Source organism: Peribacillus cavernae (assembly GCF_003989135.1).
Taxonomy (GTDB): Bacteria; Bacillota; Bacilli; order Bacillales; family DSM-1321; genus Peribacillus; species Peribacillus cavernae.
The window spans coordinates 1-13308 of the sequence record NZ_RYZZ01000043.1; the positions used below are offsets into that span (position 1 = coordinate 1).

General features: G+C 40.6%; 9 protein-coding genes and 2 pseudogenes. 6 read left to right on the plus strand and 5 right to left on the minus strand.

The annotated features are described in order from the left end of the window. Nucleotides 1–511 (plus strand): annotated as a pseudogene (locus tag ELQ35_RS23295) (hypothetical protein); the annotation flags it as partial. A 299-nt stretch (nucleotides 512–810) separates the two neighbouring features. Here the strand turns inward: ELQ35_RS23295 and ELQ35_RS20425 are convergent. After that, nucleotides 811–1836 carry a tripartite tricarboxylate transporter substrate binding protein gene (locus ELQ35_RS20425; RefSeq protein ID WP_126867030.1) on the minus strand — a complete coding sequence of 342 codons (1026 nt, stop codon included), beginning with the start codon at nucleotides 1834–1836 and terminating at the stop codon, nucleotides 811–813. A gap of 409 nt (nucleotides 1837–2245) precedes the next feature. Between ELQ35_RS20425 and ELQ35_RS20430 the strand changes: the two are divergent. Next, nucleotides 2246–3418: pseudogene (locus ELQ35_RS20430) on the plus strand (glycoside hydrolase family 18 protein); the annotation flags it as partial. 197 nt (nucleotides 3419–3615) lie between these two features. Here ELQ35_RS20430 and ELQ35_RS20435 read toward each other — a convergent pair. Together ELQ35_RS20435 and ELQ35_RS20440 are read right to left on the minus strand one after the other, a co-directional pair. Further along, the gene (locus ELQ35_RS20435; protein WP_126867032.1) at nucleotides 3616–4254 is read right to left on the minus strand and encodes a DUF1541 domain-containing protein; all 639 of its coding nucleotides are present in this window, start codon (nucleotides 4252–4254) and stop codon (nucleotides 3616–3618) included. Nucleotides 4255–4381: 127 nt separating this feature from the next. Then, a complete protein-coding gene (locus ELQ35_RS20440) occupies nucleotides 4382–5611 on the minus strand; it encodes a molybdopterin-dependent oxidoreductase (RefSeq protein WP_126867033.1) in 1230 nt (409 codons plus the stop codon). A 287-nt stretch (nucleotides 5612–5898) separates the two neighbouring features. Between ELQ35_RS20440 and ELQ35_RS20445 the strand changes: the two genes are divergently transcribed. Continuing rightward, nucleotides 5899–7527, plus strand: coding sequence for a PAS domain-containing sensor histidine kinase (locus ELQ35_RS20445; RefSeq protein WP_126867034.1), 1629 nt, complete (start codon nucleotides 5899–5901; stop codon nucleotides 7525–7527). A gap of 75 nt (nucleotides 7528–7602) precedes the next feature. Next, the gene (pepT, locus tag ELQ35_RS20450) at nucleotides 7603–8841 is read left to right on the plus strand and encodes a peptidase T (protein WP_126867035.1); all 1239 of its coding nucleotides are present in this window, start codon (nucleotides 7603–7605) and stop codon (nucleotides 8839–8841) included. 277 nt (nucleotides 8842–9118) lie between these two features. On the opposite strand, the gene ELQ35_RS20455 is transcribed toward pepT, so the two are convergent. Continuing rightward, the gene (locus ELQ35_RS20455) at nucleotides 9119–10036 is read right to left on the minus strand and encodes a DMT family transporter (RefSeq protein WP_126867036.1); all 918 of its coding nucleotides are present in this window, start codon (nucleotides 10034–10036) and stop codon (nucleotides 9119–9121) included. 148 nt (nucleotides 10037–10184) lie between these two features. Between ELQ35_RS20455 and pdxR the strand changes: the two genes are divergently transcribed. Further along, a complete protein-coding gene (pdxR, locus tag ELQ35_RS20460) occupies nucleotides 10185–11624 on the plus strand; it encodes a MocR-like pyridoxine biosynthesis transcription factor PdxR (RefSeq protein WP_126867037.1) in 1440 nt (479 codons plus the stop codon). A gap of 295 nt (nucleotides 11625–11919) precedes the next feature. Continuing rightward, nucleotides 11920–12210 carry a phospholipase A2 family protein gene (locus ELQ35_RS20465; RefSeq protein WP_126867038.1) on the plus strand — a complete coding sequence of 97 codons (291 nt, stop codon included), beginning with the start codon at nucleotides 11920–11922 and terminating at the stop codon, nucleotides 12208–12210. Between the two features lie 88 nt (nucleotides 12211–12298). Here the strand turns inward: ELQ35_RS20465 and ELQ35_RS20470 are convergent, their stop codons facing one another. Continuing rightward, the gene (locus ELQ35_RS20470) at nucleotides 12299–13252 is read right to left on the minus strand and encodes an SDR family oxidoreductase (protein ID WP_126867081.1); all 954 of its coding nucleotides are present in this window, start codon (nucleotides 13250–13252) and stop codon (nucleotides 12299–12301) included. Between the last annotated feature and the right edge of the window lie 56 nt (nucleotides 13253–13308).

Consider the following 13308-nt stretch of genomic DNA (forward strand, 5'->3'; position numbering starts at 1 on the left):
ACACTAACTTTCCCACACTAAATGGCGAGGAGCCGAAAAAAGCAATTACGAAGTTCGAAGTATTTGGAAGTTTAATATGGACTGCGATTTGGGCAAATCTTTATTTTTATGCGAATCATTTTGTAGGTGTATATGAAGGAGGAGGAGGAGACGGACTTGAATTCGTGACCCCAGCTTTAAATCATGAATTTTTACTTTGGTATTGGCCAATCGTTCTTGTTGTGATCGTTTCGAAATAGCATTAGCTATTTATAAATTAATCAAGGGACAATGAACGAAAAGCATGGAAATATGTAATACTGCCCTCCAGCTTATTGGAACCGTTGTATTCGTTGCTATATTAAGAAATCCGAACGTAATAAGCCGAGATTTTATTACGTATATGGCTGATTTATTTACCATAACCCCTAAGCAATTTGAAACGTGGATAGTTGGAGGTGGAATTTTCATCTTTATGTTATCTGCGGCAATCAATGTATTTGATGGCTTCCGAAAGACTAGAATTCGTTAATTCGTACTTGCTTATTAGAGTAACAGAGACGTTAGCTACAGAAATAAGGACATTATATTAGTCATATTAATTAATGGAATGTCCTTTAATTTATAAGGATTTTTTCAATTTAGGTCTTGATAATATAAAAATGATCAAATACCTTCTTATTATACTCGTTTGTTAAAAACACAAAAAAGTACACCACTATATTATTGTGATGTACCAATTACCCATATAATGCGCGACATTATATGGCAGACATTGATAGCAAAGCAATACTTACTATCCTGAGCATCGAATAACTACTGGTTTGCATGCTACTTTTGAAGTCCGTACTCTTTTGCTAAATTGCTAAAAGATTTGCCCTCTTCTTTTACAGAATTGTTAAAATCAGCTGTATTCTTATAAGATGCCTCAAGTTTCAAATTCTTTAGCTTTTCAATGAAGGTAGGGTCTTTAACCATTTTGGCGGTAGCTTCTTCCCATTTCTTAACAACCTCTTTTGGTGTCCCGACAGGCAGGGAAACACCTGTCCACCATTGCGTAGTAAGACCTGTCACGCCTTGTTCTTCCACGGTTGGTACATCAGGATAATACGGGCTTCTTTTTGAAGAAAGAGTGGCCAAGATTTTCACTTTGCCTGCCTCAACCATGGAACTAACCTCGTTGACAGAGTGGACACCCAATACTGCGTGTCCACCGGCAATCTTAGGCATAGCGTCAGCAGCACCAGTGGTTACAACCATTCTTGTCTTATCGTAATCAACACCAATTGCATGTAACCATTCCGCTACGGTAAATACGGAAAGACCTGAGGGTCCAACGCTTGTCCACGTAAGCTTCTCTGGGTTTTTTTTCACCCATTCACAAAATTCCTTAAAATCTTTCCACCGTGCATCAGCTTTAACAGTGAAGGCCATTGAATCTTCAGCGAACTGGGAGACAAACAAATGATCCTTCAATTTAACTGGGGGATTAGTCATTCCTGCTGTTAGTAAAGTGGTACTAGTAGGACCGTTAGCCAATGCTGTATATCCGTCATTACTTCCCTGCTGTAAAACAGCCTGGGAGCCTATAATCCCACCTGCCCCAGGTTTATTTACTACAGTTACCGGCTTGCCCCATTCCTTGCTTAAAAACTGGGCTACTGCTCTTGCAACAAGATCGGTTCCTCCTCCTGCAGCAAAAGGTACAACGTATTCAACCTGCTTGGTCGGATAATCAATCTTTTCTTTTTTGTTTGAGTTTGCTGTTTGATTTGAAGCGGAGCAACCAGAAGTAATTAAACCAAAGGCTAAACTTACGGCTAAAAGTAACTGGAATTTGTTTTTCTTTATGATCATATTCCCTCATTCCCTCCATAATTTGTCTTGATAACTGATTCTATCGTATGGCATATATCTTGTATGAAATGGTTAATCAGTTTCTAGTTCTCCACCGACTTCTTTTGTCACTCTCATCTTAGTACGTCTCATTAATCTTAATGAGATATATAGGAGTGCAAAGGCTGATTGATAAAATCGTCATTTTCTTCTCCCGCTGTGAATCCAAGGAAATCCCAAGGTAAAGCACTTACACCTTATCGAATCTTATAATTGGATTATTGATAATCGATTATACTTACATTACACTAAATATTTTAATTTTTCAAATTATTTTTGAAAATTAGATTCTTCTTATGACAATTGGACACTTTCATATTAAAGCCTTTGATAATCTAGGATTATTTCTTAATTTGAAGGAAACCTCCTCCTAACTAACCCATCCAACATCTATCCCAACCAAAGACTTATTATTCCAGTAATCATTTATACAGTAAGGGCAGGTGATATCCTGAATAGCATTTCTGCACGGTTCAATACGACGATTCAAGCGATTATGCAGACTAATCAACTGGAAAACTCTTCTCTTATTTCTATCGGGCAAAGGTTAAGAATTCCTCGAAGGCCGAAGCAGATAATTGATGTGAATGGTTTTACGAACGTTTACGGGCAAGCCGGTGCGCAGCACGTCCGGGAAGTCGCCTATGACCTGACCTATGTAAGCCCGTTTGGATATCAAATGCGTGCAGATGGCAGCCTGGAAGCGATTGATGACAATCCGACCATACAAGCGGCCACGTCTAATGGTGTGGTTCCAATCATGGTAATCACCAATTTTCCTGCCACAGAAGCGGGAACACAGCTTGCCCATACCATTCTTTCCAATCCAGAGTTAGTAGAAAGATTGTTGACAAATGTCATAAGCACAATGAGAAATAAAGGATACCGCGGACTGAATATAGATTTCGAAAATGTGGCACCCGGGGATCGTGAGTTTTACAATCGCTTTATCCAGAGAGCTGTAAGCCGTCTGCATCCTGAAGGCTATTTCGTCTCGTCATCTCTTGCCCCAAAAACGAGCGCCAATCAAACAGGATTACTGGTTGAAGCTCATGATTACCCTGCACACGGCCGAATTCTCGACTTCGTTGTGCTGATGACCTATGAATGGGGGGCCCGAAAAGGGCCGCCACAGGCAATTTCCCCTATAGATGAAATTAGACGCGTCCTTGATTACGCAGTCACAGTAATACCCAGAAATAAAATTTTTTTAGGCTTTCAGATTTATGCCCGGGACTGGCTGGTTCCACATCAAGAAGGACAGGAAGCAGAAACCTTTGATATGCAGGAAGCGATCAGGCGTGCTGTTCAACATAATGCAGAAATACAATATGACAGGGAGGCCGAGTCTCCGTATTATCGATATACAGACAGCCAAGGGCGCTCCCATGAAGTCTGGTTTGAAGACGCACGCAGTGCCAAAGCAAAATTCGACCTGGTCAGAACCTATGGGCTAAGAGGTGTAAGTTATTGGGTACTTGGTTATCCTTTCCCTCAAAATTGGGAACTTCTTGCGGACACATTTATCATCCGGAAACGGTAATTTTCCGTATTCAAAGATAACGAGAATGGGAGATAATATGGTTAAATTCAAATAGCGACTTCTTTTTTCATGGGTTACTCTTTTTCACTCTTTCACGCTTATCAATCCCAAAAAATAGCCCCAAGTAAAAAGAGCTTATCCATTTAAGGAATAAGCTCTTTTGATGAGTTAAAAATATATTCATTTTTGTTCAAACATTATTCAGCCGGTGATAATTCACTTTCTGTTACCCATTTATGATTTTTAACTTCTTCTCCGCCGGTAGTCGGAGTGAAATCAACCATATACAGAGTCGTTTCTTCTGCAGAATCAATTTCAGCGCTCGTGCCGTCCATTCCTTCCATATGAGTTGCATTTACCGTAACTTCTGTTCCAGGTTCTAACGTTTCGTCGCCAACATCTTTAAACTCTTCGTGAATAACCCATTTATGATTTTCCACTCTTTCTCCACCGGTTGTCGGAGTATACGAAATAGCATAGGCTATAGTATCATAGGCACCAACAATCGTTGCTTCAGCTCCCTTCATACCTTCCATATGACCTGTTTCGATAATAGCTTGACTTCCAACTTCATAGGTTGGATTTTCTGCTACTTTCAAACCTTCAGGAACTTCACCTGAGCTGGAATGGTCCATTTTACTATGATCCATTCCTTCCATGTCTTCCATATTTTCTGTGCCTTCTGTGTTTTCTGTGTTTTCTGTACCTTCTGGGTTTTCTGTACCTTCTGGGTTTTCTGCGCTTTCATCATTAGCGTTGGAGCAGGCACCCAGCACTAAGAAAAGGGCTGCAAATAAGGATAAAATGATAGACATTTTCATTCTTTTTTTCAGCATATAAATAACTCCTCCTTTGATGTTTGACAATATCATACCAATAAAATGTGCAGAAATTATGGAGTGCGCTCAAGAGAGGTAAAGAAAAAACAGAGCAGTTTACTCTGTTTCCCCGTTTGATAATATTTTATTCCATTTTATCCACCCAGGCATTTTTGCTGTATCCTCTTTCTTCCCAAAACCCGGTGTGGTCCTTATCGATCAATTCAATTCTGTCTAACCATTTAACCGATTTATAGGCGTACATTTTTGGAACTACCAACCTTACCGGCCCACCATATTCTCCCGAAATCGGTTTGCCATCCAATAAAACAGCAACGATAATATCATCCATCATAGCTTGATCTAAAGTAAGTGAATCAGTATATGTCCCATCACCTGAATAAAATTTTACGAATTTCGCATTTTCCTTTATCCCCGTCATTTTTAAAAAGTCCTTGAGCAAGATGCCTTCCCAGGTAACATTCGTGACACTCCAGCCTGTTACACAATGAAAATCGCTTACCTGTACAGTGCGGGGTATGTTGAGAAATTGCTTCCAATTATAAGCTAATTTTTCATTAACAAGGCCGTCAATTCTGAAATTCCAGTTGTCTGTTGAGAAAACAGGAACCTCTGTTACAGTATAAGGCCTGAATTCCCCTTTTGCCCCGCCTCCAGCAGGCTCAAGAGATTCAGGCATAGGAATTGGTGCAGGAATCATATTATTTTTATCCACTACTTTACGCTCGTACGTGAACACACTTTCAAGATTCATTGTTTTGCCGATCCACTTTAGAAAAAAAGGAGCAATTGACAAAGTTAAAATGGTCCCCACTGAATATCGTATAAAGCTTTTTCTGCCTAAAATAGGATTTGCCCGATCAATAACCAAAGGTTCCTTCAAAGTCTTTGAAGAACTTTTTTCCCTTCCTGCCTTTTTAACCCGCGCACTCCTTGTAATGGAGTGATAAATGGCATAAGGCACCAGAATCCAGGTTAATAAATCATGGGCAATCAATGAGACGGAACTGAGCTTAGATGGAAAGTAACGTTGAAGCCATAACAAAACTCCGGTTATGCCATGGCCTGCCAGAATGAGAAATACAAACAGCAAATTCAAGTGCGCACCCTGCTTTTTTCGCAGCTGTTTATAATGTTTTGCAAACAGAGGAACATACCAAATGAGGATTCCTATAGAAAGAACGCCAATATAAATGTGAACGTCTTTTATCCAAACACGAACTTCAAGGAGTATCGGACGGAGTGCGGGCAAGTACAAAATGATCCCAGTCAACGCTAACAGCAAAAATACCCAGGCATTTGAATTATGAATGGCAATAAGCTTCTTGCCATTTACTTTTTTCTTATTAGCCATGGAACTCTCCTTTCCTCTCTTCTTGGTTTCACCTTCTTCTATAGGATAACGGAGAAAAAAATTATTTGGATCATTTCTTCATAAAATATCTAAAAAAACGGCCCAGTTTCTCCATTATTATTAATTATCACAGCGTTCCTGTTAAAATGACAATAGATTTCTTTTAATTTTATAGCCTATTCCTACTTTTCATATATATTTCAGCTAATAATTGATATAATATATATTGGTATTTTTGGACTATTTAGTAGCATTAACAAAGGTCCAATGATGAAGGAGAAAACAGGATGTCTAAACTAAAGGTGTTAATTATATATACTATTTCAGGGATTCTCTGGGTTTTTGCCACTGATATTTTAATGGAAATGTACATTAAGGATTATGAAGTCATTATGATGATTGAAAAAGCGAAGGGCTTATTTTTCATTCTTTTCACCGGATTGCTGCTTTATCTTTTCCTTACAAAACGGGAAAAGCTAACGAAATTGGATGAGGAAGAGCGGCGTCTTCATACATTGATCAACTCGATGGTAGATTTCGTTAATTTCAAAGATGGAGACGGAAGGTGGATTCAATCGAACGAATACGGGCTTAAACTTTTCCAATTGGAAAATGTCGACTATAAAGGTAAAAGGGATTCCGAATTAGCGAATTATTCAAGCTTTTATAGGGAAGCTTTAAGCTATTGCGAAATATCTGATGAAGAAACATGGAAAAAGGAAACGATAACCAGGTGCGAAGAAATAATCCCGTTGCCAAATGGAGATTATAAAACATTTGATACGATTAAAGTTCCTTTGTTCCATCATGATCGCTCAAGAAAAGGCCTGGTTGTCATCGGCCGGGATATAACCGAAAGAGCAGAAGCGGAAAGAAAGTTATCTGAAAGCAAGCAGCAATATAAATCATTATTTGATTATAACCCCGACCCCGTTTACATGATGGATTTAAAGGGGATCATCACCAATGTAAACCCCCAATTCGAATCGGTCATGGGACTGCCTCACGATGAGCTAATTGGCACATCGGTCAATGATTTCATTTTTCAGGCTCAAGAAGAGAAGGAAAAGCTGAAAGAATCCTTTACTCATGTAATAAACGAGAAAACAGGTATGAATACTGGTGACATCGGATTTCGGACCCGGGATGGGAATATTCACTTTTTCTCCTGTACGTTCGTTCCGATGCTGATTGATAACCAAATAGTAGGCATCATCAGTTACGCCAAGGATGTTACCCATATTCGGGAGACCGAGAAGATCTTAAGAAAAGCCGAAAAATTATCCGTAGTGGGAGAACTCGCGGCCAGTGTTGCCCACGAAGTCAGAAACCCATTAACCTCTCTAAAAGGATTCGTCCAATTACTGAAGGATAATGAGAGTCAATACCAACATTACTACTCCATCATGCTGAATGAATTAGATCGGATTAATCAGATCGTAAGTGAACTGCTGATGCTGGCGAAGCCCCAGGAAATGCAGTTCAAAAAGCATAATCTGATCCATCTTATGACTGAAGTAAAAGCTTTGCTTGAACCTCAAGCAAACTACTATGGCGCTCAAATACTAATGGATGCCCATAATCAGCTCCCTTTGGTTTCCTGTGAAGCGAACCAACTTAAACAAGTATTCATTAATATCATTAAAAACTCCATTGAGGCATCCTCACAAAATATACAAATTAAGTTTGAACGGGAAGATAAATCGATATCCATCATCATGAAGGATGATGGATGCGGGATCGATGAAAGTCGTGTAAAACATCTCGGAGAGCCTTTTTATTCCTCTAAGGAAAAAGGAACAGGTTTAGGGTTAACCGTAACCTACCGCATCATAGAAGCACATCACGGGAAACTTATCATCAATAGTGAAGTCGGTACAGGCACCGAAGTGAAAATTGTTTTGCCAATCAGTTAAGCTTAGAGTGCCCAACTGCATTTTTCCAACTGTGATAATATGAAGATATTAACCATTTAGGGGGTTGAAGCTACATTGAAAAATGAAATAATTGAAAGATTTACCTCTTATGCAAAAGTCGACACTCAGTCCAATGAAGACAATGACACCTGTCCTTCTACGCCTGGGCAGTTGACGCTAGCCAAAATGCTGGTTGATGAATTAACGGCGATTGGCATGTTCGATGTAACGATTGATGATAATGGATATGTTATGGCTACCCTTCCTTCCAATACCGAAAAGCAAGTGCCGACGATCGGTTTTTTGGCCCATGTGGATACAGCTACCGATTTCACCGGCGCCAATGTAAAACCGCAAGTTGTCGAGAACTACGACGGGAGCAACATTTCCTTAAATGAAGCGTTACAGATTGTGCTTTCACCAAAGGATTTCCCGGAGCTTTCGAACTACAAGGGACACACGTTAATTACGACAGATGGCACGACACTTCTTGGTGCTGATAATAAAGCCGGCATTGCAGAGATTATGACGGCGATGGTTTATTTGATTAATCACCCGGAAATCCAGCATGGAAAAGTAAGAGTTGCTTTTACACCGGATGAAGAGATTGGTAAAGGGCCCCATAAATTTGATGTTTCCGCATTCAATGCTCAGTATGCTTACACAGTGGACGGGGGTCCTCTCGGCGAATTGGAGTATGAGAACTTTAACGCCGCCGCAGCGAGGATTACGATTAAAGGCACCAACATCCACCCGGGCTCCGCAAAAGGAAAAATGGTTAACTCTGCTAAAATCGCAATGGAGTTGAACAAAAGTCTCCCTGTAAATGAAGCGCCTGAGTCAACAGAAGAATATGAAGGTTTTTATCATCTCGTTTCCATCAATGGCAGTGTCGAACAAACAAAGCTTCACTACATTATCAGGGATTTTGACAGAGACGGATTCAGTACGAGAAAAGCCAATATGGAGAGAATCGTTGAAAGTCTTAAAGATCAATACGGAAAAGACCGCATCATTCTGGAAATGAATGATCAATATTATAATATGAAAGAAAAAATTGAACCGGTAAAAGAAATTGTCGATATTGCCCATCAGGCGATGGAGAATTTGGGAATCCAACCGCAAATGAAACCGATCCGGGGCGGCACCGATGGTTCACAGCTATCCTATATGGGATTGCCTACGCCGAATATTTTTACGGGTGGAGAGAACTATCATGGCAAATTCGAATATATTTCGGTCGACAATATGATTAAAGCAACCCATGTTGTGATTGAAATAGTTAAGTTATTTGAACAAAGATCTCAGGAGTAATAACCTGTTTTCATTTAAATAACTATACCAGTAATTCAAAAAGGCTAGCCCTATCTAACATGGGTTAGCCTATTCATTCGTTAATCAGTGAAAGAAGAATTGTTTATTAAACTTTTTATTTTTGTCCTTCATCAATTTCATAACGCGAACTTGAACAGTCATTTCATAAATCACTCTAGAATCCCTCCTTAAGATACCTTTCCATTTTGTATGTTCCCGTAACGATCAAGTATTCCTTTTATTGGAGCACTTTTTTTCTGGATGATCCCGGTCAAAACTACACCTCTTTTTTCAACAAGCTTCCCTTTCTCCAATACAATTCAAGTGTTGATCGGTTAGCCATGAATACACCTGCAAGGATCAATAAGGCTCCAATTCCCATAATCGGATTGAGCGGTTCTCCTAAAAACAAATAGCCTGCGATGACCGCAATTAAGGGTGAAATGTAAAGCCATGTGGACGGGAACACCGGATTCGTTTTTGATATAAGCCAGTAATATAATCCGTGTCCGCCGATAGAACCGATGAAGATCAAGTAGAGAATCGGCCATTGAACACTCCATGAAGTTAATACAGACGGGTCAGGGTGTTCAGTAAAGATTGAGGTAATGATCAGCAGCAAGCCGCCGTACAACATCTGAATTCCATTGACTAAAAACGGTGATACATCCTGCAATTCAGTTAAAATCTCCTTCGACTTGATGGAACCCATACCATAGAAAACCTCCCCCATTAAAATAACCATGCAGGCCATGGCCCATAAATAAGACAACTGCTGGTGGAAGCCAGGCAAGGAGATACAAATCACTCCCACAAGCGCAATCATCAGAGCGAGGAATTGTTCGCTTCTCATTTTCGTTTTATTCTGCCTTGCTTGAAGCATAACAATCATCATTGGACCAGTAGCTGAAAGAACAGCTGCCAATCCAGAAGTGATATGCTGCTCGGCCCAATATAAAGTCGAAAACGTCATAAAGGTTAGACAAAAACCGGCGTAGATAATTCTTTTTGAAAAAAGCAAAGGCATGATATGTATTCGTTTTAAAGCGAAGAAAATCAAAACAAGGAGGCCTGCAGCAAAGAAGCGGACTCCTGCTGAAAAAAGCGGCGGTGATCCTGCATCGATCCCGATTTTAATCGTTAAGAATGTTGTTCCGAAAATGATGCAGATTAGAATGTAATTAAAAATAATCATATAGTTTCCCCCTATTCTCTAATGAAACGATTATAGAGGACTTCGTGTATAACAGTACATCACTGTATATAACAGTCTTATGAAGTTTTAGTTGAATATAAAAGGTTTTCGGATTAAGTTATAGTAAAAAGAAACTCAGGTGAAACCCATGAAGTTCGTGCTACATAAAGAATCCAATACACCAATATATCAACAAATCTACGTGCAGATTGTTCAGCGGATTCAGGGCGGTCTTATGACAAATGGTGAACAGCTCCCTTCATTGCGCGCACTTGCAGACGAGTTGGATGTTAGTATGTTGACTGTCCGCAAGGCATATAAATGGCTTGAGACAAAAGGATATGTTTTCGTCCAGGCAGGAAAAGGAGTATTTATTAGAGGAAAAAAACAGACGGCACAGCAATTAACCGATCCCTACGGTTGGCAGCACTCTTTAGCAGTCAACGTCGTGAGGTCTCAATACTTAATCAACCGACAGAAAAAGTATTATGATTTTTCTCAAGCCGTTGTCTATCCCCGTCTTCTTCCTACTCAATTTCTCGCGAATGAAATGCAAAAAATGTTAGAAAAAAATCGGATGATGCTTGCCACATACGGACCTGTCCAAGGGGATGAAGAGCTACGTATTGAAATGGCTAAATATTTAAAAGCCCATCAAGGATTGACTGTCAACCCTTCTAATTTATTAATCACAAGCGGTGTACAACAAGGAATAGACCTAATCGCCCAGACATTACTAAAGCCGGGAGATACAGTTATTGTAGAAAGCCCATGCTACGGAGCCGCCGTTGACGTATTTGTCAATAAGGGGATGAAGCTGCTCCCTATTGAGCTTGATGAACAAGGAATTCGACCAGATTTATTAGAAGACGTTTGTCAAAAAGAGAAGCCCGTCCTGCTGTATGTCAACCCTTCTTTTCACAACCCTACCGGGACACTGATGAGTGAGCAAAGGAGGCGGGAACTACTTGAACTTGCCGAACTATACCACTTTTTCATCATAGAAGATGACTCATTTGGCGATATTTATTTTGATCAAAATATTCCGCCAAATCCGCTTAAACGATTTGACAAAAATGGTCATGTTATTTATTTAAAAGGTTTTAGCAAAACGCTGGCACCTGGGCTACGAGTGGCAGGCATGTTCGCTGAAGGCCCGGTTTTTGACTGGCTGTACGCAGTTAAAGCATTCATGGATATTGGCAGCCCGCTTATAACCCAAAAAGCGGTCCTTCCCTTTTTACGAACAGATAGAATGGTAATTCATCTCGAAAAACTTCGAACCGCTTTACAAATCCGGCGGGATACTACCGTAGAAATCATTTCATCCTTAACAGAGGGAGTTACGTTTCAGATCCCACAGGGAGGATTCAATCTATGGTTGGCACTTCCTGATTTCATCGATCCCCATGCATTGCTCGAGCAAGCAAAAGAAGATAATGTTTCCTTTTTACCTGGTCCAGCCTGTTTTGTCCAACAACCTGAAAATCCTTATATTCGCGTCAGCTATTCCTTGTTAAGTGACCAGGATTTACAAATTGGTCTACAAAAGCTTTGTAAAGTAATACTCCAGGCTGGAACAACTTAAGATAAGCGGATCTTCAAGCGGAAAAAACTTAGATTAAGCGAAAAAACGGATAATTGAGCGAAAATAACATTCATTCAAGCGAAAAAATTACTAATTAAGCGAAAACTGCACTTATTCGAGCGAAAAGATAGAGATGATCGATTTTCAAAATAGGTTATCCCTTTAAACACGGGACACCGCTTTAGTAAGTGTTAAATATGTGTGGAAGTCTTGACCTAATGAGGCTTTTTGCCATTTCACTATTCTCCCTTTTTCATACTATATCTATAAAATAACTATTTTAGGATGTGTTGGTATGCACAAGAAAAGAAGACCGGAAAAGCGGCAAGCACCTTGCCCTTTTCCTGGATATAGATGGTGCGGCCCTGGGTGCAGCGGACCGGGTGCACCGTTAAATGATGTAGATGCATGCTGCCAGAGGCATGATCGCTGCCTGAACCGGGGGATTTCACCATGCCGCTGTGACTTTGAATTTATGAATTGTGTCCGTTCCAAAATGAATAATCATACAAAAAAGGGCAGACAAGCTGCACTTATGTATCGGGCTATGAAAGTGAAAACATCTTTTACCTGCGGCGGATTTTAATCTGGAGACGACATCCATGCTGCCAAAAAACCGATTTCCCCTAAGGAAAAATCGGTTTAGTTAGTATATAATCAAACACCTCCCAATGTTAGGATGCTGTAGATTCTCCACCATCAACATGAAGCACCTGGCCGGTTACAAAACGAGAATCATCAGAGGCCAGGTAAACAAATGTTGGTGCAAGTTCAAATGGTTGGGCTACGCGTCGCATCGGGTTAAAAGCTCCGTATACGGCGACTTGGTCTTCAGAGAAGCTTGCCGGAATAAGCGGAGTCCAGATTCTCCCTGGAGCAACAGCGTTGACCCGAATGCCTTTATCCGCGAGGTTGTTCGCCAGAGCGCGTGTCCAGCCGACGATAGCGCCTTTTGTGGATGTGTAATCAATCATTTGTTTCTCACCTATATATGTCACCACTGAGGAAGTACCAATGATCGAGCTGCCAGGTCTTAAATAAGGTAGCGCTGCTCTGGTAGTGTAGAAGTGAGAGTATATGTTCACCTTATAAGTGTCATCAAATTGCTCATCAGTAATGTCCAGCAAACTTAATTGTTGAAATTGGATACCAACATGGTTACAGAGGATATCAAGTCGCCCGAACGTCTGTATGGTTTGCTCGACAATCGCGACACACTGTCTCTTATCCCGCAGGTCACCTGGCATACAGATACAACGCTGTCCGAGTTCTTCAATCCTTGCTTTTGTCCGGTTCGCATCCTCGTGTTCATCCAAATAGGCAATCGCAACATCGGCGCCTTCTTTAGCGAACGCAATCGCTGCAGCAGCACCAATACCGCTGTCGCCGCCTGTAATGAGCGCTACCTTTCCACATAATTTCCCGCTTCCTTTGTAGTTCGGGTTTTCAATAATCGGCCGGGGCACCATAAGCCGTTCCTGACCGGGGTGGCGGAGCTGGCGCTGTTCTGGAACACTGATTGGGATTTCCTCGTAACGTGTAATCTTCCCATAGTTCGGATACATTGGGTAGTTATCATGCATGTGCTGCATCTTGTGCATTTCATGCATGTGATGTTTTTGATGCATACCCTGCATATCGTGCATGTGATGCTTTGTATGCATACCGTACATGTGATGCTTTT

Excerpts from the sequence above, each read along its gene's own strand:
- ELQ35_RS20470 (WP_126867081.1), bottom strand. The coding sequence starts at position 13,252 with ATGCATCAAAAACATCACATGCATGAAATGCACAAGATGCAGCACATG.
- ELQ35_RS20465 (WP_126867038.1), top strand. The coding sequence starts at position 11,920 with ATGCACAAGAAAAGAAGACCGGAAAAGCGGCAAGCACCTTGCCCTTTT.
- ELQ35_RS20445 (WP_126867034.1), top strand. The coding sequence starts at position 5,899 with ATGTCTAAACTAAAGGTGTTAATTATATATACTATTTCAGGGATTCTC.
- pdxR (WP_126867037.1), top strand. The coding sequence starts at position 10,185 with ATGAAGTTCGTGCTACATAAAGAATCCAATACACCAATATATCAACAA.
- ELQ35_RS20455 (WP_126867036.1), bottom strand. The coding sequence starts at position 10,036 with ATGATTATTTTTAATTACATTCTAATCTGCATCATTTTCGGAACAACA.
- ELQ35_RS20435 (WP_126867032.1), bottom strand. The coding sequence starts at position 4,254 with ATGCTGAAAAAAAGAATGAAAATGTCTATCATTTTATCCTTATTTGCA.
- ELQ35_RS20425 (WP_126867030.1), bottom strand. The coding sequence starts at position 1,836 with ATGATCATAAAGAAAAACAAATTCCAGTTACTTTTAGCCGTAAGTTTA.
- ELQ35_RS20440 (WP_126867033.1), bottom strand. The coding sequence starts at position 5,611 with ATGGCTAATAAGAAAAAAGTAAATGGCAAGAAGCTTATTGCCATTCAT.